Source organism: Streptomyces sp. SudanB25_2051, assembly GCF_964272635.1.
GTDB lineage: Bacteria > Actinomycetota > Actinomycetes > Streptomycetales > Streptomycetaceae > Streptomyces.
In genome coordinates this window covers 1,922,857-1,943,478 of sequence record NZ_OZ186787.1, presented here as the reverse complement: position 1 = coordinate 1,943,478, position 20,622 = coordinate 1,922,857, and the positions used below count along the sequence as shown (strand labels likewise).

General features: G+C 73.0%; 20 protein-coding genes. 17 read left to right on the top strand and 3 right to left on the bottom strand.

Features of this window, described 5'->3' with window-relative positions; all coding sequences use genetic code 11:
• Positions 1 to 266 precede the first annotated feature (266 nt).
• Complete coding sequence (rpsT, locus tag ACSUPT_RS08625) at positions 267 to 533, bottom strand: 30S ribosomal protein S20 (RefSeq protein WP_351967490.1); 267 nt, start codon at positions 531 to 533, stop codon at positions 267 to 269.
• Between the two features lie 219 nt (positions 534 to 752).
• On the opposite strand from rpsT, the gene lepA reads away from it, so the two are divergent.
• The 3 genes from lepA (at position 753) to hemW (ending at position 6,167) form a co-directional block, all read left to right on the top strand.
• Entirely contained in the window at positions 753 to 2,621 is a 1,869-nt protein-coding gene (lepA, locus tag ACSUPT_RS08620; RefSeq protein WP_351967491.1) for a translation elongation factor 4, read from the top strand.
• Positions 2,622 to 2,973: 352 nt separating this feature from the next.
• The gene (locus ACSUPT_RS08615; protein ID WP_436943960.1) at positions 2,974 to 4,863 is read left to right on the top strand and encodes an AMP-dependent synthetase/ligase; all 1,890 of its coding nucleotides are present in this window, start codon (positions 2,974 to 2,976) and stop codon (positions 4,861 to 4,863) included.
• Positions 4,864 to 4,934: 71 nt separating this feature from the next.
• Positions 4,935 to 6,167, top strand: coding sequence for a radical SAM family heme chaperone HemW (gene hemW / locus ACSUPT_RS08610; RefSeq protein WP_351967493.1), 1,233 nt, complete (start codon positions 4,935 to 4,937; stop codon positions 6,165 to 6,167).
• A gap of 145 nt (positions 6,168 to 6,312) precedes the next feature.
• Here hemW and ACSUPT_RS08605 read toward each other — a convergent pair whose 3' ends face one another.
• Complete coding sequence (locus ACSUPT_RS08605; RefSeq protein ID WP_361659128.1) at positions 6,313 to 7,125, bottom strand: DUF3097 domain-containing protein; 813 nt, start codon at positions 7,123 to 7,125, stop codon at positions 6,313 to 6,315.
• A 111-nt stretch (positions 7,126 to 7,236) separates the two neighbouring features.
• Positions 7,237 to 7,974, bottom strand: coding sequence for an MBL fold metallo-hydrolase (locus ACSUPT_RS08600; protein ID WP_361659125.1), 738 nt, complete (start codon positions 7,972 to 7,974; stop codon positions 7,237 to 7,239).
• 195 nt (positions 7,975 to 8,169) lie between these two features.
• Between ACSUPT_RS08600 and hrcA the strand changes: the two genes are divergently transcribed.
• The 14 genes from hrcA to ACSUPT_RS08530 all read left to right on the top strand — a co-directional run bounded on the left by hrcA (position 8,170) and on the right by ACSUPT_RS08530 (position 20,555).
• On the top strand, positions 8,170 to 9,186 hold the full coding sequence (hrcA, locus tag ACSUPT_RS08595; protein ID WP_351967536.1) for a heat-inducible transcriptional repressor HrcA: 1,017 nt from the start codon (positions 8,170 to 8,172) through the stop codon (positions 9,184 to 9,186).
• Positions 9,187 to 10,326: a molecular chaperone DnaJ gene (gene dnaJ, locus ACSUPT_RS08590; protein WP_351967496.1), complete on the top strand. Its 1,140-nt coding sequence runs from the start codon at positions 9,187 to 9,189 to the stop codon at positions 10,324 to 10,326.
• 121 nt (positions 10,327 to 10,447) lie between these two features.
• Positions 10,448 to 11,521, top strand: coding sequence for a nitronate monooxygenase (locus ACSUPT_RS08585; protein ID WP_436943957.1), 1,074 nt, complete (start codon positions 10,448 to 10,450; stop codon positions 11,519 to 11,521).
• Positions 11,518 to 12,255 carry a 16S rRNA (uracil(1498)-N(3))-methyltransferase gene (locus tag ACSUPT_RS08580; protein ID WP_436943955.1) on the top strand — a complete coding sequence of 246 codons (738 nt, stop codon included), beginning with the start codon at positions 11,518 to 11,520 and terminating at the stop codon, positions 12,253 to 12,255. The genes ACSUPT_RS08585 and ACSUPT_RS08580 overlap by 4 nt, the downstream gene beginning before the upstream one ends.
• 217 nt (positions 12,256 to 12,472) lie before the next feature.
• Positions 12,473 to 12,832: a histidine triad nucleotide-binding protein gene (locus tag ACSUPT_RS08575; protein ID WP_351967499.1), complete on the top strand. Its 360-nt coding sequence runs from the start codon at positions 12,473 to 12,475 to the stop codon at positions 12,830 to 12,832.
• A 5-nt stretch (positions 12,833 to 12,837) separates the two neighbouring features.
• Positions 12,838 to 13,743 carry a ribonuclease Z gene (locus ACSUPT_RS08570; protein WP_404142883.1) on the top strand — a complete coding sequence of 302 codons (906 nt, stop codon included), beginning with the start codon at positions 12,838 to 12,840 and terminating at the stop codon, positions 13,741 to 13,743.
• A 12-nt stretch (positions 13,744 to 13,755) separates the two neighbouring features.
• Positions 13,756 to 14,760, top strand: a complete 1,005-nt coding sequence (locus tag ACSUPT_RS08565) for an adenosine deaminase (RefSeq protein ID WP_404142880.1) — start codon at positions 13,756 to 13,758, stop codon at positions 14,758 to 14,760.
• Positions 14,761 to 14,865: 105 nt separating this feature from the next.
• Positions 14,866 to 15,987, top strand: coding sequence for a carbohydrate kinase family protein (locus ACSUPT_RS08560; protein ID WP_351967502.1), 1,122 nt, complete (start codon positions 14,866 to 14,868; stop codon positions 15,985 to 15,987).
• A gap of 117 nt (positions 15,988 to 16,104) precedes the next feature.
• A complete protein-coding gene (locus ACSUPT_RS08555; RefSeq protein WP_351967503.1) occupies positions 16,105 to 17,103 on the top strand; it encodes a PhoH family protein in 999 nt (332 codons plus the stop codon).
• A 28-nt stretch (positions 17,104 to 17,131) separates the two neighbouring features.
• A complete protein-coding gene (ybeY, locus tag ACSUPT_RS08550) occupies positions 17,132 to 17,629 on the top strand; it encodes an rRNA maturation RNase YbeY (protein WP_023588788.1) in 498 nt (165 codons plus the stop codon).
• Positions 17,626 to 18,921, top strand: coding sequence for a hemolysin family protein (locus ACSUPT_RS08545; RefSeq protein ID WP_351967504.1), 1,296 nt, complete (start codon positions 17,626 to 17,628; stop codon positions 18,919 to 18,921). The genes ybeY and ACSUPT_RS08545 overlap by 4 nt, the downstream gene beginning before the upstream one ends.
• A complete protein-coding gene (locus ACSUPT_RS08540; RefSeq protein ID WP_351967505.1) occupies positions 18,918 to 19,274 on the top strand; it encodes an MmcQ/YjbR family DNA-binding protein in 357 nt (118 codons plus the stop codon). Before ACSUPT_RS08545 ends, ACSUPT_RS08540 begins: the two co-directional genes overlap by 4 nt.
• Positions 19,275 to 19,432: 158 nt before the next feature.
• The gene (locus ACSUPT_RS08535) at positions 19,433 to 20,143 is read left to right on the top strand and encodes a hypothetical protein (protein ID WP_351967506.1); all 711 of its coding nucleotides are present in this window, start codon (positions 19,433 to 19,435) and stop codon (positions 20,141 to 20,143) included.
• 58 nt (positions 20,144 to 20,201) lie between these two features.
• Positions 20,202 to 20,555 carry a cytidine deaminase gene (locus tag ACSUPT_RS08530; protein WP_436943953.1) on the top strand — a complete coding sequence of 118 codons (354 nt, stop codon included), beginning with the start codon at positions 20,202 to 20,204 and terminating at the stop codon, positions 20,553 to 20,555.
• Positions 20,556 to 20,622: the final 67 nt, after the last annotated feature.

The window sequence follows — 20,622 nt, the reverse complement described above, 5'->3', positions numbered from 1 at the left end:
ACAACCCCGACACCCCCGGGCATGCCGAAGGCCCCGGGCCGTCTGGGGAAAGACGGGGGCCGGGGCCTTCGGGACGTTCGCTGTGAGCCCGTACCCGCGTGGCGAACGCAGGCCGCGTACGGGCTCGGGGGTGCCGGGCGGGAGCGTGGTTGAGAGGGCCCGCTGGGTCCCTCCCGGCGATCAAGTCGTCCGGTCCCTCACCCCGAGGCGTCAAGCCGCAGGGGTCGGGCCGGTTCCGGGAACGGGGTTCCCGGGACTACAGGAGCTCAGCCCTGCAGGGCGGCCAGCTTGGACGCCAGCGCCGACTTCTTGTTGGCGGCGGCGTTCTTGTGGATGACGCCCTTGGAGACGGCCTTGTCCAGCTTGCGGGACGCCTCGCGAGTGGCCAGGGTGGCCTTCTCGACGTCGCCGGAGGCGGCGGCCTCACGGGCCTTGCGGATCGCGGTCTTGAGCGAGGACTTGACGGCCTTGTTGCGCAGGCGCGCCTTCTCGTTCGTCTTGTTCCGCTTGATCTGGGACTTGATGTTCGCCACGAATGAGCCTTTTCAGGTTCGTAAGGATTTCTCGATGTGTGCCACGCTGCTGAGAGGGCCACGAGACACAGCTGCCCAGGTTACCAGCAGCGCTTCGAGCGGCCCAAACCGAGCGCCCGTCCCCGTCCGTGGGACCATGGAACCTACGTACTCGATCCGACGTCGACCCGAGCAGAGACACCGGCGTACGCCCGGGCGTCTCGAGAATCAGGACCCTGCGTGCCCGCGACCCCTACCCACGTGCCCGAGCCGAGCCGTACCGACCCGGCACTGATCCGCAACTTCTGCATCATCGCGCACATCGACCACGGCAAGTCGACCCTTGCCGACCGGATGCTCCAGCTGACCGGCGTGGTCGAGCAGCGGCAGATGCGCGCTCAGTATCTCGACCGCATGGACATCGAGCGCGAGCGCGGCATCACCATCAAGTCCCAGGCCGTCCGGCTGCCCTGGGCGCCCACCGAGGGTGAGCAGCAGGGCAGGACTCACATCCTCAACATGATCGACACCCCCGGCCACGTGGACTTCACGTACGAGGTGTCGCGCTCCCTCGCCGCGTGCGAGGGCACGATCCTCCTCGTCGACGCGGCCCAGGGCATCGAGGCGCAGACCCTCGCCAACCTGTACCTGGCCATGGAGAACGACCTCACCATCGTGCCGGTCCTCAACAAGATCGACCTCCCGGCCGCCCAGCCGGAGAAGTTCGCCGAGGAGCTGGCGAACCTGGTCGGCTGCCAGCCCGAGGACGTCATGCGCGTCTCGGCGAAGACCGGCCTCGGCGTGGAGGCGCTCCTCGACCGCGTCGTCAAGGACGTCCCGGCGCCCGTCGGCGTCGCCGACGCCCCCGCCCGCGCGATGATCTTCGACTCGGTCTACGACTCGTACCGCGGTGTCGTCACCTATGTGCGTGTCGTGGACGGCCAGCTCAACAAGCGCGAGCGCATCCGCATGATGTCGACCGGCGCCACCCACGAGCTGCTGGAGATCGGCACCAACTCGCCCGAGATGCTCGCCGCCGACGGCCTCGGCGTCGGCGAGGTGGGTTACCTGATCACCGGTGTGAAGGACGTCCGCCAGTCCAAGGTCGGTGACACGATCACCAGCCAGGCCAAGGGCGCCCAGGAGGCGCTCGGCGGCTACAAGGACCCCAAGCCGATGGTGTTCTCCGGCCTCTACCCGCTGGACGGCTCGGACTACCCGGAGCTGCGCGACGCGCTCGACAAGCTCCAGCTCAACGACGCCGCCCTGGTGTACGAGCCGGAGACCTCCGCGGCCCTCGGCTTCGGTTTCCGCGTGGGCTTCCTCGGCCTGCTCCACCTGGACGTGATCCGCGAGCGGCTGGAGCGCGAGTTCGGCCTCGACCTGATCGCCACCGCGCCGAACGTGGTGTACCGGGTCGTGATGGAGGACGGCAGCGAGCACACCGTCACCAACCCGAGCGAGTTCCCCGAGGGCAAGATCAGCGAGGTGTACGAGCCGGTCGTGCGCGCCACGATCCTCGCGCCGTCCGAGTTCATCGGCTCGATCATGGAGCTGTGCCAGACCCGTCGCGGCACCCTCCTCGGCATGGACTACCTGTCCGAGGACCGCGTCGAGATCCGCTACACGCTGCCGCTCGCGGAGATCGTCTTCGACTTCTTCGACCAGTTGAAGTCCAAGACCCGCGGCTACGCGTCCCTCGACTACGAGCCCACCGGCGAGCAGAGCAGCTCCCTGGTCAAGGTGGACATCCTGCTCCACGGCGACAAGGTGGACGCCTTCTCCGCGATCACCCACCGGGACCAGGCGTACGCGTACGGCGTGCGGCTCGTCGCCAAGCTGAAGGAGCTCATCCCGAGGCAGGCCTTCGAGGTGCCCGTCCAGGCGGCGATCGGCTCCCGAGTGATCGCCCGCGAGACGATCCGCGCCATCCGCAAGGACGTCCTCGCCAAGTGCTACGGCGGTGACATCTCCCGTAAGCGGAAGCTGCTGGAGAAGCAGAAGGAAGGCAAGAAGCGGATGAAGATGGTCGGCTCCGTGGAGGTCCCGCAGGAGGCCTTCATCGCGGTGCTGTCCAGCGACGAGTCCGCGGGCAAGGGCAAGAAGTAGCCCGCGCCCACCGGCCCGTGACGCCCCGCGCCGACCGCCCGTGAGCGGCCCCGGCCCACCGCCCACAGGCGGCGGTGGGCCGCTGCGCGCGGCGGTGGTCCGGTTCCCGGAGGCGCCCGTTCGGATGACGGACGGGCGCCTCCGCCTTTTCACGGACGTCCCACAGTCGTTATGAACCGGGTATGAATCACGCGTCCACATCCCCTTACGCAGCGGACGGCTGCGCTCTACCCTGATCCCGCTCGGTGGTTACTCGCGAGTTAAACAACCAGCCGTTGACCCGCTTTTCCCGCAGCAGTGAAGTGCCCGCACGCCCCGCGTGCGGCATCTGCCAGGCCCGCCGGAGGACGCCGTGAGCGACACGAAGACCCAGATCGAGAACCGTCCGCCCTCCGTGGCGAGCCTCTTCCTCGAGCGGGTGGCGAAGACCCCGGACGCGGAGGCGTACCGCTATCCCGTGCCGTCCGCCACGGGGCAGGGGCCGGACGAGTGGCGGTCGCTCAGCTGGGCCCAGGCCGCCGAGCGCGTGTACGCGATCGCCGCCGGCCTGATCGAGCTGGGCGTACGGCCCGAGGAGCGCGTCGCCCTCGCCTCCACCACCCGCGTCGAGTGGATCCTGTGCGACCTGGGCGTCATGTGCGCCGGGGCGGCCACCACGACCGTGTACCCGCAGACCAACGCCGAGGAGTCCGCGTACATCCTCGCCGACTCCGAGAGCCGCGTCCTGATCGCGGAGGACGCCGCACAGCTCGCCAAGGCCCGTGAGCGCCGCGCCGACCTGCCGGAACTCCACCATGTCGTCGTCATCGACCCCGCGGCCGCCGAGCCCGCCGAGGGCGACCCGGAGGGCTGGGTCGTGTCCCTCGCCGCCCTGGAGGAGCGCGGCCGGGCCCACCTGGAGAAGCACCCCGAGGCGGTACGGGAGCGGGTCTCGGCCATCACCGCCGACCAGCTCGCCACGCTCATCTACACCTCCGGCACCACCGGCCGCCCCAAGGGCGTGCGCCTCCCGCACGACAACTGGTCCTACATGGCGAAGGCCATCGCCGCGACGGGCCTGATCCGCGAGGACGACGTGCAGTACCTGTGGCTGCCGCTCGCACACGTCTTCGGCAAGGTGCTGACCTCCGGCCAGATCGAGGCCGGCCACGTCACCGCCGTCGACGGCCGCATCGACAAGATCATCGAGAATCTGCCGGTCGTCCAGCCCACCTACATGGCGGCCGTCCCGCGCATCTTCGAGAAGGTCTACAACGGCGTCGCCGCCAAGGCTCGGGCCGGCGGCCCCGCCAAGTACAAGATCTTCCAGTGGGCGGCCGGCGTCGCCCGCGACTACGCCAAGGCCAGCCAGGACAGCTTCCGCCGCACCGGCCAGGCCAAGGCGCCGCTCGGCCTCACCGCGAAGCACAAGGTCGCCGACGCGCTCGTGTACTCCAAGCTCCGCGCCGCGTTCGGCGGGCGGCTGCGCGCCGCGATCTCCGGCTCCGTCGCGCTCGCCCCGGAGATCGGCTACTTCTTCTCCGGCGCGGGCATCCACATCCTGGAGGGGTACGGCCTGACGGAGTCGTCCGCCGCGTCGTTCGTCAACCCCGGCGAGGCGTACCGCACCGGCACGGTCGGCAAGCCGCTGCCCGGCTGCGAGGTGCGCATCGCCGACGACGGCGAGGTCCTGCTGCGCGGCCCCGGCATCATGGAGGGCTACCACAAGCTGCCCGAGAAGACCGCCGAGGTGCTGGAGCCGGACGGCTGGTTCCACACCGGTGACATCGGCGAGCTGTCCTCCGACGGCTATCTGAAGATCACCGACCGGAAGAAGGACCTCTTCAAGACGTCCGGCGGCAAGTACATCGCGCCGAGCGAGATCGAGGGCCACTTCAAGGCGCTGTGCCCGTTCGTCTCCAACATCGTCGTCCTCGGCGCCGACCGGAACTACTGCAGCGCCCTCATCGCCCTCGACGAGGCGGCGCTCCAGGGCTGGGCGCAGGAGCACGGCCTCGGCGGGCGCGCGTACGCCGAGCTGGTCGCCACCCAGCAGGTCAAGGACATGGTCCAGGGGTACGTGGACCGGCTCAACGAGGGCCTGCAGCGCTGGCAGACGATCAAGAAGTTCCGGCTGCTGCCGCGCGACCTCGACGTCGAGCACGGCGAGCTGACCCCGAGCCTCAAGCTGAAGCGGCCCGTGGTGGAGCGGGAGTACCGGCACCTCATCGACGAGATGTACGAGGGCGCCCGCGAGGCCTGACGCCCGCCGGGCCGCACGTCCGTCACCGCCGCCGCGCCGCGTACCGGCGGCGGTGACGGACAATGGACCCCATGCCTTCCGTACTGCCCGATGGTGAGCCCGTGCCCGAGGACGGGTCCCTGCCCCCGTCCGCCCTCGAAGGGCGCGCGGAGCGGCCGCTCGGGTTCTATCTGCACGTGCCGTACTGCGCGACCCGCTGCGGCTACTGCGACTTCAACACGTACACCGCCACCGAGCTGCGCGGCTCCGGCGGCGTCCTCGCCTCCCGCGACAACTACGCGGCGACCCTCGCCGACGAGGTGCGCCTCGCCCGCAAGGTCCTCGGCGACGACCCCCGGCCCGTGCGGACCGTCTTCGTCGGCGGCGGCACGCCCACGCTGCTCGCCGCGGGCGACCTGGTGCGGATGCTCGGCGCGATCCGCGACGAGTTCGGCCTCGCGGACGACGCCGAGATCACCACGGAGGCCAATCCGGAGTCCGTCGACCCGGCGTACCTGGCCGCGCTCCGCGAGGGCGGCTTCAACCGGATCTCCTTCGGCATGCAGAGCGCCCGGCAGCACGTCCTGAAGGTCCTCGACCGCACCCACACGCCCGGCCGCCCCGAGGCGTGCGTGGCCGAGGCCCGCGCCGCCGGCTTCGACCACGTCAACCTGGACCTGATCTACGGCACCCCCGGTGAGACCGACGACGACTGGCGGGCCTCCCTGGACGCCGCGATCGGCGCCGGGCCCGACCACGTCTCCGCGTACGCGCTGATCGTCGAGGAGGGCACGCAGCTCGCCCGCCGCATCCGGCGCGGCGAGGTGCCGATGACCGACGACGACGTGCACGCCGACCGGTACCTGATCGCGGACTCCGTGCTCGCGGAGGCCGGGTTCTCCTGGTACGAGGTGTCCAACTGGGCCACGTCGGAGGCGGGCCGCTGCCTCCACAACGAGCTGTACTGGCGCGGCGCCGACTGGTGGGGCGCGGGCCCCGGCGCCCACAGCCACGTCGGCGGCGTGCGGTGGTGGAACGTCAAGCACCCCGGCGCGTACGCCGCCGCCCTCGCCCAGGGCCGGTCACCGGGCGCGGGCCGGGAGCTGCTGAGCGAGGAGGACCGGCGCGTGGAGCGGGTCCTGCTGGAGCTGAGGCTGCGGGAGGGCGTCGCCCTGTCGCTGCTGCGCCCGGCGGGGCTGGCGGCGGCGGAGCGCGCGGTGCGGGACGGCCTCCTGGAGACGGGCCCCTACGCCGAGGGGCGTGCCGTCCTGACCCTGCGCGGCCGGCTGCTCGCGGACGCGGTGGTACGGGACCTGGTCGACTGACGTCCCCGGGGCGGGCGACGGGCCGGGCGCGGGCCGGGGACCGGGGTGCGGGCCCCCGCGCCCTCGGCCCCGCCCCGGCCCCGAGGCGCGCGGCGACGGGCCGGGCGCGAGCCCGGGCCGGGCCCCGCCCCGTGCCCCGCCCGCGTCACCCCGGGTGCGGTGCCGTCACCCAGTCGATCAGCTCCTCCACGCGGCCCAGCAGCTCCGGCTCCAGGTCCTTGTAGGAGCGGACCCGGCCCAGGATGTGCCGCCAGGCCGCGCCGGTGTTCTCCGGCCAGCCCAGCGCCCGGCACACGCCCGTCTTCCAGTCCTGGCCGCGCGGCACGTCGGGCCACGCCCGGATGCCCAGCGCCGCTGGCTTCACGGCCTGCCACACGTCCACGTACGGATGGCCCACCACCAGGACGTGCGGGTCGGTGACCGACGCGGCGATCCGGGCCTCCTTGGACCCCGGCACCAGGTGGTCCACCAGCACCCCGAGCCGGGCGTCCGGGCCGGGCCGGAAGTCCCGCACGATCGCCGGCAGGTCGTCCACGCCCTCCAGGTACTCCACGACGACGCCCTCGATCCGCAGGTCGTCGCCCCACACCCGCTCCACCAGCTCCGCGTCGTGCCGGCCCTCCACGTAGATCCGGCCCGCCCGCGCCACCCGCGCCCGCGCGCCCGGCACCGCGACCGAACCGGAGGCCGTACGGGCGGGGCGCGACGGAGCGGCGGCGGCCGGGCGCACCAGGGTCACCGGCCGGCCCTCCAGCAGGAAGCCGCGCGGGGCCAGCGGGAACACCCGGTGCTTGCCGAACCGGTCCTCCAGGGTCACCGTCCCGGCCTCGCACCGCACGACCGCCCCGCAGAACCCGGTCCCCGCCTCCTCGACCACCAGGTCGGGCTCGGCGGGCACCTCCGGCACGGCGGCCTGCTTCTTCCACGGAGGGGTCAGATCGGGGTCGTAAGCGCGCATTCGCCAGACGCTACGACACCGGCAACCGCCGGACCAGCACCCCCCGCGACACCCGCGGCCCGCCGGCCCGCGCCCCCGCCACGACGCCCGGGACCGCCGGCCCGCGCTCCGCTACGCCACCGCGAACCGGGCGGCTAGCTCATCGCGTTGGGCGCGCACGAAGGCCGCGTCCACCACCGCCCCGTGCCCCGGCACGTACGCCGCGTCCTCGCCGCCCAGTGCCAGCAGCCGGTCCAGCGCGGCGGGCCAGCGCTTGGGGAACGCGTCGGGTCCCGCCTGCGGCTCGCCGGACTCCTCCACCAGGTCCCCGCAGAACACCACCTCGGGCGGCGCGTCCCCGGCGGCCCCCGGCACCAGCAGCGCCAGGTCGTGGCCGGTGTGCCCCGGTCCGGCGTTGGCCAGCAGCACCTGCCGCCCGCCCAGGTCGAGCGTCCACTCCCCGCACACCAGGTGGTGCGGGTGCACCAGCACGTCCACGGCCTCGCCCGCCTCGTCGGGCGCGACGCCCTCCCGTACGGCGTCCTCCCGCAGCGCGTCCCGCTCGCGCACCAGCACCTCGTCCAGCCCCACGGCGCCGAACACCTGCGCGCCGGCGAACGCGGCGGCGCCCAGCACATGGTCGAAGTGCGGGTGGCTCAGTGCGATGTGCGTCACGCGCCGCCCGCCCAGCAGCCGCTGCGTCTGCGCCCTGATCGCGGCGCCCTCCCGCAGCGTGGAACCCGCGTCGAACAGCAGCGCGGCGTCCTCGCCGACGACCAGCCCGACCGTGGCGTCCCAGCCCGGAAGCCGCCTGCGGCCGACGCCGGCCGCCAGCCGCTCCCAACCGAACTCTTCCCAAGCGACGTCCATACCGCGACGCTATCGGCAATGCCCCCGGCGGGCGCGCGGTACGGTGATCGGCCCCCGCGCGCTGTCACGCCCGTCACGTCGCCCTTGCCAGGCATTGACCCCGGCGCCGTACACTGGCCGCGGGGATGATTGGCACTCGGACACGGCGAGTGCCAGCAGACGTCAGTGAACCGGAGCCAGCTGGAGGTGCGCGCCGTGCTCAGTGAACGCAGACTCGAGGTGCTGCGCGCGATCGTCCAGGACTACGTCGGTACGGAGGAGCCCGTCGGCTCCAAGGCGCTCACCGAGCGCCACAACCTGGGCGTGTCGCCGGCCACCGTGCGCAACGACATGGCGGTGCTGGAGGAGGAGGGGTTCATCGCCCAGCCCCACACCAGCGCCGGCCGCATCCCCACGGACAAGGGCTACCGCCTCTTCGTCGACAAGCTCGCCGGAGTCAAGCCGCTGTCGCCGCCGGAGCGCCGGGCCATCCAGAACTTCCTGGAGGGCGCGGTCGACCTGGACGACGTCGTGGGACGCACGGTCCGGCTGCTCGCCCAGCTCACCCGCCAGGTCGCGGTGGTGCAGTACCCCTCGCTGACCCGGTCGACGGTGCGCCACGTCGAGCTGCTGTCGCTGGCCCCGGCCCGGCTGATGCTCGTCCTGATCACGGACACCGGACGGGTGGAGCAGCGCATGGTCGACTGCCCCGCCCCGTTCGGCGAGACGTCCGTCGCCGACCTGCGTGCCCGGCTGAACAGCCAGGTCGTCGGCCGGCGGTTCACCGACGTGCCGCAGCTGGTGCAGGACCTCCCGGAGTCCTTCGAACCGGAGGACCGGGGCACGGTCTCCACGGTGCTCTCCACGCTGCTGGAGACGCTGGTGGAGGAGACCGAGGAGCGCCTGGTGATCGGCGGCACCGCCAATCTCACGCGCTTCGGACACGACTTCCCGCTCACCATCCGGCCCGTGCTGGAGGCACTGGAGGAGCAGGTCGTGCTCCTCAAGCTGCTCGGCGAGGCGACAGATCCGGCCATGACCGTACGTATCGGCCACGAGAACGCCCATGAGGGGCTCAACTCCACGTCCGTCGTCGCGGTCGGCTACGGTTCGGGCGACGAGGCGGTCGCCAAACTCGGCGTGGTCGGACCGACCCGCATGGACTACCCCGGAACGATGGGAGCGGTACGCGCAGTGGCACGTTACGTCGGACAGATCCTGGCGGAGTCGTAAGTGGCCACGGACTACTACGCCGTACTCGGCGTGCGCCGCGACGCGTCCCAGGACGAGATCAAGAAGGCATTCCGGCGGCTCGCCCGCGAGCTGCACCCGGATGTCAACCCCGATCCGAAGACGCAGGAGCGGTTCAAGGAGATCAACGCCGCCTACGAGGTGCTGTCGGACCCGCAGAAGAAGCAGGTCTACGACCTCGGTGGCGACCCGCTGTCCTCGTCCGGCGGCGCCGGCGCGGGCGCGGGCTTCGGCGCGGGCGGCTTCGGGAACTTCTCCGACATCATGGACGCCTTCTTCGGCACGGCGTCCCAGCGCGGTCCCCGGTCGCGCACCCGCCGCGGCCAGGACGCGATGATCCGCCTGGAGATCGAGCTCGACGAGGCCGCCTTCGGCACCACGAAGGAGATCCAGGTCGACACGGCCGTCGTGTGCACCACGTGCTCCGGCGAGGGCGCCGCGCCCGGCACGACCGCGCAGACCTGCGACATGTGCCGCGGCCGCGGTGAGGTGTCGCAGGTGACGCGGTCCTTCCTGGGCCAGGTCATGACGTCCCGCCCCTGCCCGCAGTGCCAGGGCTTCGGCACGGTCGTGCCCACCCCGTGCCCGGAGTGCGCGGGCGACGGCCGGGTGCGCTCCCGCCGCACGCTCACGGTCAAGATCCCGGCCGGCGTCGACAACGGCACGCGCATCCAGCTCGCGGGCGAGGGCGAGGTCGGTCCCGGCGGCGGCCCGGCCGGCGACCTGTACGTGGAGATCCACGAGCTGCCGCACCCGGTGTTCCAGCGGCGCGGCGACGACCTGCACTGCACGGTGACGATCCCGATGACGGCGGGCGCCCTCGGCACGAAGGTGCCGCTGGAGACGCTCGACGGCCTGGAGGAGGTCGACATCCGGCCGGGCACCCAGTCGGGCCAGTCGATCCCGCTGCACGGCCGGGGCGTGACGCACCTGCGCGGCGGCGGGCGCGGCGACCTCGTCGTCCACGTCGAGGTGCAGACGCCCCAGAAGCTCGACGCGGAGCAGGAGCGCCTGCTGCGGGAGCTGGCCAAGCTGCGCGGCGAGGAGCGGCCCATGGGCCAGTTCGCGCCGGGCCAGCAGGGTCTGTTCTCCCGCCTGAAGGACGCGTTCAACGGCCGCTAGCCCCGGCTCGTACGGGAGCGGCCGCACCCCCGCGGCCCGTGCGGGCTCCGGTCGCCGGTGCGGCCGGACGCCCGCCCGGCGCGGGGTTCGGCGGCGGCGCGGGGCGTGACACCATGCGTGCATGTCCTCCGCGCTGACCGATCTCTGCCGCTTCCCGATCGTGCAGGCGCCCATGGCCGGCGGCGCCTCCTGCCCGGGGCTGGCCGCCGCCGTGTCCGAGGCGGGCGGCCTGGGCTTCCTTGCCGCCGGGTACAAGACGGCGGACGGCATGTACCAGGAGGTCCAGCGGGTCCGGGCGCTCACGGCCCGCCCGTTCGGCGTGAACCTGTTCATGCCGCAGCCGGGCCAGGCGGACCCCGCCGCGGTCGACGTCTACCGCCAGCAGCTCGCCGGCGAGGCCGCCTGGTACGACACCCCGCTCGGCGACACCGACCGGGGCCGCGACGACGGCTACGACGCGAAGCTGGCGATCCTGCTGGACGATCCGGTGCCGGTCGTGTCGTTCACGTTCGGCTGCCCCGCGGCCGACACGGTGGCGGCCCTCGCGCGCGTGGGCACCCTTACGGTCGTCACGGTCACCAGCGCCGACGAGGCGCGGGCGGCCGAGCGCGCCGGGGCCGACGCCGTGTGCGTCCAGGGCGTGGAGGCGGGCGGCCACCAGGGCACCCACCGCGACGACCCGGAGACGGAGACGTCCGGTACGGGTCTGCTGGCGCTGATCACCCAGGTCCGCGAGGCCGTACGGCTGCCGATCCTCGCCGCGGGCGGGCTGATGCGCGGCGCCCAGATCGCCGCCGTCCTCGCGGCGGGGGCCGAGGCCGCGCAGCTCGGCACCGCGTTCCTGGTGTGCCCCGAGTCCGGCGCCGACCCGGTGCACAAACGGGCCCTGACGGACCCGCTGTTCACCCACACCGAGCTGACCCGCGCCTTCTCGGGCCGCCCCGCGCGGGGCCTGGTCAACCGGTTCATGCGGGAGCACGGTCCGTACGCCCCGGCCGCGTACCCCGAGGTGCACCATCTGACCAGCGGGCTGCGCAAGGCGGCCGCCGTCGCGAAGGACCCGCAGGGCATGGCCCTGTGGGCCGGGCAGGGCCACCGGCTGGCCCGCGAACTGCCCGCCGGGCGGCTCGTCGAAGTACTCCGTTCCGAACTCCGGTCCGCCCTTGAGGCGCCGGCCCTGAGAGGTGTGTCATGACCGCCCCCGTCTTCGTCGTCGAGCAGGTTCCCGCCGGGCCCGAGTACGTCCTCGACGGCCCGGAAGGCCGCCACGCGGTGTCCGTGCGGCGGCTCAACCCCGGCGAGGACGTGGTCCTCACCGACGGGCGGGGCCGCTGGACCGAGGGCGTCGTCAAGGCCGCCGAGGGCAAGGACCGGCTCGTCGTCATGGACCTGAACGGGATCCGGGAGGAGCCGGAGCCCGAGCCGCGCATCACCGTCGTCCAGGCTCTCCCCAAGGGCGACCGGGGCGAGCTCGCCGTCGAGACGATGACGGAGACCGGCGTCGACGCGATCGTGCCGTGGCAGGCCGCCCGCTGCATCACCCAGTGGCGCGGCGACCGGGGCGCGAAGTCCCTGGCGAAGTGGCGGGCCACCGCCCGCGAGGCCGGCAAGCAGTCCCGCCGGGTCCGCTTCCCCGAGGTCGCCGCGGCCATGACCACCAAGCAGGTCGCCGGGCTGCTGGCCGAGGCGGACTTCGCGGCCGTCCTGCACGAGGAGGGCGCCGAACCGCTCGCGACCGCGCCGCTCCCCGCGGCCGGCCGCGTCGTGCTGGTCGTCGGCCCCGAGGGCGGGGTGGCGCCCGACGAGCTCGCGGCGTTCGCGGAGGCCGGCGCCAGGCCGTACCGGCTCGGGCGCAGCGTCCTGCGCACCTCGACGGCCGGTACGGCGGCGACGGCGCTCCTCCTGGGCCGCACGGGCCGCTGGTCCTGACCCAGTCCTGACCCACCGCCCCGGCACGCCCCCGCCCCACCCGGCGGCGGCCCCGGCGGCGCGACCCGGCAGGGCCCCAGGTCCGGCGGTCCCGGCACCGCCCTCCCGGTCCGCCGCCGTTTCCGGGGCGGGTGTGCGGCGGACCCGAGCGGCGGCCCGCCGGGCGGCGATAGGGTACGGACGTATCTGCCGTCCGAGTCGAGAGAGGGCCGCCAGCATGGCCGGAGAGCCGCGCAGCGACTGCCTGTTCTGCAAGATCGTGTCGGGGGAGGTGCCCGCAACCGTCGTCCGCGAGACGGAGACCACGCTCGCGTTCCGCGACATCAACCCGCAGGCGCCGACGCACGTGCTGGTCATCCCCAAGGCGCACCACGCCGACGCCGCCGCGCTCGCCGCCGCCGCGCCGGAGGCCGCCGCCGACGTGCTGCGCGAGGCCGGCGAGGTCGCCGCGCAGGAGAAGGTGGCCGAGAGCGGCTACCGGATCGTCTTCAACACGGGCACCGGAGCCGGGCAGACCGTCTTCCACGCGCACGCCCACGTCCTCGGCGGCCGCGGCCTCGAGTGGCCGCCCGGATAGACCCCGTGTCCGTACGAGAGCTCGTCGTGCTGGGCACCGCAAGCCAGGTGCCCACACGCCACCGCAACCACAACGGCTACCTGCTCCGCTGGGACGGCGAGGGCATCCTCTTCGACCCGGGCGAGGGCACCCAGCGGCAGATGCTGCGCGCCGGGGTCGCCGCCCACGACATCGACCGCATCTGCGTCACCCACTTCCACGGCGACCACTCCCTGGGCCTCGCCGGGGTCATCCAGCGCATCAACCTCGACCAGGTCCCGCACCCCGTCACCGCCCACTACCCGGCGTCCGGGCAGCGGTTCTTCGAGCGGCTGCGGTACGCCACCGCCTACCGCGAGCGCGCCGACATCGTGGAGGCGCCCGTCGCCGCCGACGGGCCCGTCGCCGAGACCCCCGGCTACACCCTGGAGGCGCGCCGCCTCTCCCACCCGGTCGAGTCGTTCGGCTACCGGCTGACCGAGCCCGACGGGCGGCGCATGCTGCCCGAGCGGCTCGCGGCGCACGGCATCACGGGACCCGACGTGGGCGTCCTCCAGCGCGAGGGCACCCTGCGCGGGGTGCGCCTGGAGGACGTCAGCGAGACCAGGCCCGGCCAGCGCTTCGCGTTCGTCATGGACACCCGGCTCTGCGACGGCGTCCACGCCCTGGCGGAGGGCTGCGACCTGCTCGTCATCGAGTCCACGTTCCTCGACGAGGACACCTCCCTCGCCGTCGAGCACGGCCACCTGACCGCCGGGCAGGCCGCCGCCGTCGCCCGCGACGCGGGCGTCCGCCACCTCGTCCTCACCCACTTCTCGCAGCGCTACGGCGACCCGTCCGCCTTCGAACGGCAGGCCCGCGCCGCCGGGTTCGACGGGGAGCTGACGATCGCCCAGGACCTCATCCGCGTCCCCCTCCCCAAGCGCCCCTAGGAACCACCCCGCATGAACCTCCCCGAAGACCTCCCCAAGGCGGAGCTGCACCTCCACATCGAGGGCACCCTCGAACCGGAGCTGGCGTTCGCGCTCGCCGCCCGCAACGGCGTCGACCTGCCCTACGCCGACACCGACGAGCTGCGCCGCGCGTACCGCTTCGAGGACCTCCAGTCGTTCCTCGACCTGTACTACGCGCTGATGGCCGTCCTGCGCACCGCCGACGACTTCGCGGAGCTCGCCGACGCCTACCTCGCGCGGGCCGCCGCGCAGGGCGTCCGGCACGCCGAGATCTTCTTCGACCCGCAGGCCCACACCTCGCGCGGCGTCCCCTTCGGCACGGTCGTCGAGGGCCTCGCCCGGGCGCTGGAGAGCGCCGAGGAGCGGCACGGCGTCACCACCCGCCTCATCATGTGCTTCCTGCGCGACGAGTCCGCCGAGTCGGCGCTGGCCACTCTGGAGGAGGCGAAGCCGTACCTGCGCCACATCACGGGCGTCGGCCTGGACTCCGCCGAGGTCGGGCACCCGCCCGCCACGTTCCGCGAGGTGTACGAGGCGGCCGCCGCGCTGGGCCTGCGGCGCGTCGCCCACGCCGGCGAGGAGGGCCCGCCGTCGTACATCCGCGACTCCCTCGACCTGCTGGGCGTCGAGCGGATCGACCACGGGCTGCGCGCCCTGGAGGACCCGGAGCTGGTGGAGCGGCTCGTACGGGACCGGGTGCCGCTCACGCTGTGCCCGCTGTCCAACGTGCGGCTGCGCGCCGTGGACGTCCTGGAGGACCACCCGCTGAAGGCGATGATGGACGCCGGACTGCTGGTCACGGTGAACTCGGACGACCCGGCGTACTTCGGCGGGTACGTGGGCGACACGTTCCACGCCGTGCGGGAGGCGCTCGCCCTGACCGAGGACGACCTGCGGCTCCTCGCCAGGAACTCCTTCGAGGCGGCGTTCCTCGACCACGACGAGGCGCTGCGCGCGCGGTACCTGGCCGAGGTCGACGCGTACGCGTTCGACTGAGGCGGGCGCGCCCACCCGTACGGCGGAGCCCGGCGGGATCGCGGGACCGGTCGCGGCGGATCGGGCACACTGGCCGGATCAGCACCGCGCGACCGGGAGCACGCCGTGACCACACCCGACGCCTTCGGAGGCCAGCAGCACCAGCACACCGCGGGCGTGGACCCGCTGGGCGGGCTCCGCACCCCGGCGGACCCCGACTGCGACGTGTTCCTGACGGGCACCGTCTTCCTGGACATCGTGTTCACCGGCCTCGACAGCGCGCCCGCGCGCGGCACCGAGACATGGGCGCGCGGCATGGGCTCCAGCCCCGGCGGCGTCGCGAACATGGCGACCGCGCTGGCCCGGCTGGGCCTGCGCACCTCGCTCGCCGCCGCCTTCGGTGACGACCACTACGGCGAGTACTGCTGGGACGCCCTCGCGCAGGGCGAGGGGATCGACCTGTCCCGGTCGCGCACCGTGCCCGGCTGGCACTCGCCGGTCACGGTGTCCATGGCGTACGACGGCGAGCGCACGATGGTGTCGCACGGCCACGAGGCGCCGCCGCCGGAGGGCTCCGTGCCCGCCTGCCCGCCCCGCGCGCGTGCCGCCGTCGCCTCCCTCGCACCCGGCCGCCCGGAGGCGTGGGTGGAGCAGGCCGCCCGCCGCGGCACACGGATCTTCGCCGACGTGGGGTGGGACGACACGGGCCGCTGGGACCTGGCGGCGCTGCCCGACCTGGAGCACTGCGAGGCGTTCCTGCCGAACGCCGAGGAGGCCATGCGCTACACCCGCACCGACTGCCCCCGCGCCGCCGCCCGCGCGCTGGCCGGCAAGGTGCCCCTCGCCGTGGTGACGCTCGGCGCGGACGGGGCGTACGCCGTGGACGGTTCCACCGGCGAGACCGCCGAGGTCCCGGCCATCGAGGTCGCCGCGCTGGACCCGACGGGCGCCGGGGACGTGTTCGTGGCCGGGTTCCTCACCGGCACGCTCGCCGGCTGGCCGCTCGCCGACCGGCTGGCGTTCGCGGGGCTGACGGCCGCGCTGTCCGTGCAGGAGTTCGGCGGGTCGCTGTCCGCGCCCGGCTGGGTGGAGGTCGCCGCCTGGTGGCAGTACGTGCAGGGCTGCTCCGACCAGGACCCGGCGGGCCTGCGCCGGTACGCCTTCCTCGACGCGCTGCTGCCCGCGCCGACCCGGCCCTGGCCGTTGCGCCGGGCGGTCCCGACGATCGGCTTCGGCCGCTCCGCCTGACCGCCGGGGAAAAGCCTTCTGGGTTGTCAGCCGAACGCCGTACCCTGGACAGTCCAGAGGTTGTCGAGCGGCGAGAACCCTGCAACAGGAGGTATGCGCAGGCCACAGAGCCGGCCCATGACTCAGACACCGACAGACCAGGTACGAGCCCACTTCACCGTACCCGCCAAGCATCCGATGGTGACCGTGCTCGGCTCGGGCGACGCCCTGCTCCGCGTGATCGAGCGGGCTTTCCCCCGCGCCGACATCCATGTGCGGGGCAATGAGATCAGCGCGGTGGGCGAGGCCGCCGAGGTGGCCCTCATCCAGCGGCTGTTCGACGAGATGATGCTGGTGCTGCGCACGGGGCAGCCGATGACGGAGGACGCGGTGGAACGCTCGATCGCCATGCTCAAGGAGGAGACCGGGGCGGGCGCGGCGGCCGAAACGCCGTCCGAGGTCCTCACCCAGAACATCCTCTCCAGCCGCGGCCGCACCATCCGCCCCAAGACGCTCAACCAGAAGCGCTATGTCGACGCCATCGACAAGCACACGATCGTCTTCGGCATCGGCCCCGCCGGCACGGGCAAGACCTACCTCGCCATGGCGAAGGCGGTCCAGGCCCTGCAGTCCAAGCAGGTCAACCGGATCATCCTGACCCGGCCCGCCGTCGAGGCGGGCGAGCGGCTCGGCTTCCTGCCCGGCACGCTCTACGAGAAGATCGACCCCTATCTGCGGCCGCTGTACGACGCGCTCCACGACATGCTCGACCCCGACTCGATCCCGCGCCTCATGGCGGCCGGGACGATCGAGGTCGCGCCGCTGGCGTACATGCGCGGCCGGACGCTCAACGACGCGTTCATCATCCTCGACGAGGCGCAGAACACGAACCCCGAGCAGATGAAGATGTTCCTCACCCGCCTCGGCTTCGACTCGAAGATCGTCATCACCGGTGACGTGACCCAGGTCGACCTGCCGAACGGCACCAGGAGCGGTCTGCGCCAGGTGCAGGACATCCTCGACGGCGTCCCGGACGTCCACTTCTCCCGCCTCACGTCGCACGACGTCGTACGGCACAAGCTGGTCGGCCGTATTGTCGACGCGTACGAGAAGTACGACACCCTCAACGGGCGCTGACAATTCAGAGCGAGAGACCGAACAGCACATGTCGATCGACGTCAACAACGAGTCCGGCACCGAGGTCGACGAGCAGGCGATCCTCGACGTCGCCCGCTACGCGCTCGCACGGATGCGCATCCACCCCCTGTCCGAGCTCTCGGTGATCGTCGTGGACGCCGAGGCGATGGAGCAGCTGCACATCCAGTGGATGGACCTGCCGGGCCCGACGGATGTCATGTCCTTCCCGATGGACGAGCTGCGCCCGCCGTCGAAGGACGACGAGGAGCCCCCGCAGGGGCTCCTCGGCGACATCGTGCTCTGCCCCGAGGTCGCCGAGCGGCAGGGCCGCGAGGCGCCCACGCAGCACTCCATGGACGAGGAGCTCCAGCTGCTCACCGTCCACGGGGTGCTCCACCTCCTCGGCTACGACCACGAGGAGCCCGACGAGAAGGCCGAGATGTTCGGACTCCAGGCGGCGATCATCGACGGCTGGCGGGCGGAGAAGGGCCTCACCGGCCCGTCCCCGGCGCCGACCGTCTCATGACCGGCCAACTCGTCCTGGGGGCCGTCGCGCTGGTCGTGGTCGCGTGGCTCGCCGCGTGCGCCGAGGCCGGCATCGCCCGCGTCTCCAGCTTCCGGGCCGCCGAGGCGGTACGGGCGGGGCGGCGCGGCGCCGCCAGGCTGACCCAGGTGGCCTCCGACCCGACCCGGTATCTGAACGTCGCGCTGCTCGTCCGCGTCGCCTGCGAGACGGCGGCCGGCGCGCTCGTCACGTACGTGTGCCTGGAGGAGTTCGCGCGGACGTGGAGCGCGCTGGTCGTCGCGATCGGCGTGATGGTCCTCGTCTCGTACGTCGCCGTCGGCGTCTCGCCGCGCACCATCGGCCGCCAGCACCCGCTGAACACGGCGACGGCCGCCGCGTACGTGCTGCTGCCGCTCGCCCGGATCATGGGCCCGGTCCCGCAGCTGCTGATCCTCATCGGCAACGCCCTCACCCCCGGCAAGGGCTTCCGCAAGGGGCCCTTCGCCTCGGAGGCGGAGCTGCGGGCCATGGTCGACCTGGCGGAGCAGGAGTCGCTCATCGAGGACGAGGAGCGCCGCATGGTGCACTCGGTCTTCGAACTGGGCGACACCCTGGTCCGCGAGGTGATGGTGCCGCGCACCGACCTCGTGTCGATCGAGCGGTACAAGACCGTCCGCCAGGCCCTCACGCTCGCCCTGCGCTCCGGCTTCTCGCGCATCCCCGTGACCGGGGAGAACGAGGACGACGTGGTCGGCATCGTGTATCTGAAGGACCTCGTCCGCAAGACCCACATCAACCGCGAGTCGGAGTCCGACCTCGTCTCCACGGCGATGCGGGCGGCGACGTTCGTGCCGGACACGAAGAACGCCGGCGACCTGCTGCGCGAGATGCAGCAGCAGCGCAACCACTGCGCGGTCGTCATCGACGAGTACGGCGGCACGGCCGGCATCGTCACCATCGAGGACATCCTGGAGGAGATCGTCGGTGAGATCACCGACGAGTACGACCGGGAGCTGCCGCCCGTCGAGGAGCTCGGCGACGGCCGCTACCGGGTGACCGCCCGCCTCGACATCGGCGACCTGGGCGAGCTGTTCGGGCTCGACGCGTACGACGACGAGGACGTGGAGACGGTTGGCGGGCTCCTCGCCAAGGCCCTCGGCCGCGTCCCGATCGCCGGGGCGTCCGCCGTGGTGGAGCTGCCCGACGGGCGGGCGCTCAGGCTGACCGCGGAGTCCCCGGCGGGCCGCCGCAACAAGATCGTGACCGTGCTGGCGGAGCCCGTACCGCCGCAGTCGGAGGACGAGGCCGCGTGACCCCCGAGCAGCTGAGGGCGTTCTGCCTGGACTTCAACGCCGCGGTGGAGGACTTCCCCTTCGGCCCGGACACCTCCGTGTTCAAGGTCGCCGGGAAGATGTTCGCCCTCAGCGCGCTCGACGCACGGCCCCTGACCGTGAACCTCAAGTGCGATCCGGACGAGGCGGTCCGGCTGCGCGCCGGCCACCCGGACGCGATCGCCCCCGGCTACCACATGAACAAGCGCCACTGGAACACGGTGACCGTCTCCGCGCTCCCCGCGGCCCTGGTGCGGGAACTGATCGAGGACTCCTACGACCTGGTCGTCGCCGGCCTCCCCAAGGCCGAACGCCTCCGTTTGGACCGCCCGTAGCGCCCGGCCGCGGCCACCGCGCGTTTATTCGTTGATCGTCTGTCGGTGGCGGCGGCTATCCTCACTGCGGCCCGTGAGGGCGGGGAGGGGGGAACCAGCAGCTCCCCAGGATCAACCGACATTGGGGAGTTCAGACTCTTATGCGTACTCACACCCGTATGCGTCGCGGCGCCGTCGTCGCGATGACCGCGTCCGCCCTGTTCCTGACCGCCGCGTGCGGCGGCTCGTCCGAGAAGAAGGACGACCAGGCGAAGGGCGGCGAGAGCGGCAGCAGCGCCGGGCAGAAGCCCGCCGCGGCCCCGCTCACCGAGGCCCAGATGAAGGCGGGCCTCCTGGAGGTCGCCGACCTCCCGGCCGGCTGGAAGGTCGAGGCCGCGGCCTCCTCGGACCAGGCCCCGAAGGCGGAGAAGCCCGAGTGCCAGCCGCTGGCCGTGCTCATGTCCGACAAGATCGACGGTGCCACGCAGGGCGGCAGCCGCGAGTTCGCCCGCGGGGCGGACAGCGCGATCCTCGCCCACCAGGTCTTCACCTACTCCGACGGCGACGCCGCGGCGGCGTTCGTGAAGAGCGTGGAGGAGGCCACCGGCAAGTGCGGTTCCTTCGTCAGCGTGGACGCCGGCGAGAAGATGTCGGTCACCGCCGAGAAGCTCACCGTGCCGCAGGTCGGCGAGGAGGCCGTCGGCGTGCGGCTCGTCCTCGACATCCCGCAGCTCGGCATGAAGCTGGAGTCCGACGTGCTGGTCGCCCGCCAGGGCGCCGGCGTGACGCGCCTGGCGTACGTCCCGATGGGCGCCAAGCCGGACCACTCCGCCTTCGAGGACCTCGCCAAGCGCGGCGGCGAGAAGTTCGCCAAGGCCGCCCAGGGCTGAGGCCCCCGCTCCACAGGGCGGCCGGGGCGTCCCCGGCCGCCCTGCTTATGCTCGGGGCATGACGCAGAGCACCGAACTCGCCCCCGAGGACCGCAAGATCATCACGTTGGCGCGCAGCGCCCGTGCCCGCAACGGCGTGCCCGAGGGCGCGGCGGTGCGGGACGAGACCGGGCGGACGTACGTCGCCGGGACGGTCGCGCTGGAGTCGCTCCGGCTGAGCGCCCTCCAGACGGCCGTGGCGATGGCCGTCGCCAGCGGCGCCAAGTCCCTGGAGGCGGCGGCCGTCGTCTCCGAGGCCGAGGCCGTCGCGGACGCCGACCGCGCCGCCGTGCGCGACCTGGGCGGCCCCGGCACCCCGGTCCTCCTCGCCGGGCCGGACGCGGAGGTGCGCGCCCGGGTGACGGCGGGCTGAGCACCGGCCGGCGGGGGCGGCGGACGGGGCCGGGGACGGCGGTGGGGGCCGCGCGGTACGTGGCGCG

What these genes read in the sequence shown, in the direction of transcription:
- hemW (WP_351967493.1), top strand. Translation starts at nt 4,935, where the DNA reads ATGCCTTCCGTACTGCCCGATGGTGAGCCCGTGCCCGAGGACGGGTCC.
- ACSUPT_RS08605 (WP_361659128.1), bottom strand. Translation starts at nt 7,125, where the DNA reads ATGCGCGCTTACGACCCCGATCTGACCCCTCCGTGGAAGAAGCAGGCC.
- ACSUPT_RS08600 (WP_361659125.1), bottom strand. Translation starts at nt 7,974, where the DNA reads ATGGACGTCGCTTGGGAAGAGTTCGGTTGGGAGCGGCTGGCGGCCGGC.
- ACSUPT_RS08585 (WP_436943957.1), top strand. Translation starts at nt 10,448, where the DNA reads ATGTCCTCCGCGCTGACCGATCTCTGCCGCTTCCCGATCGTGCAGGCG.
- ACSUPT_RS08580 (WP_436943955.1), top strand. Translation starts at nt 11,518, where the DNA reads ATGACCGCCCCCGTCTTCGTCGTCGAGCAGGTTCCCGCCGGGCCCGAG.
- ACSUPT_RS08575 (WP_351967499.1), top strand. Translation starts at nt 12,473, where the DNA reads ATGGCCGGAGAGCCGCGCAGCGACTGCCTGTTCTGCAAGATCGTGTCG.
- ACSUPT_RS08565 (WP_404142880.1), top strand. Translation starts at nt 13,756, where the DNA reads ATGAACCTCCCCGAAGACCTCCCCAAGGCGGAGCTGCACCTCCACATC.
- ACSUPT_RS08555 (WP_351967503.1), top strand. Translation starts at nt 16,105, where the DNA reads ATGACTCAGACACCGACAGACCAGGTACGAGCCCACTTCACCGTACCC.
- ybeY (WP_023588788.1), top strand. Translation starts at nt 17,132, where the DNA reads ATGTCGATCGACGTCAACAACGAGTCCGGCACCGAGGTCGACGAGCAG.
- ACSUPT_RS08545 (WP_351967504.1), top strand. Translation starts at nt 17,626, where the DNA reads ATGACCGGCCAACTCGTCCTGGGGGCCGTCGCGCTGGTCGTGGTCGCG.
- ACSUPT_RS08535 (WP_351967506.1), top strand. Translation starts at nt 19,433, where the DNA reads ATGCGTCGCGGCGCCGTCGTCGCGATGACCGCGTCCGCCCTGTTCCTG.
- ACSUPT_RS08530 (WP_436943953.1), top strand. Translation starts at nt 20,202, where the DNA reads ATGACGCAGAGCACCGAACTCGCCCCCGAGGACCGCAAGATCATCACG.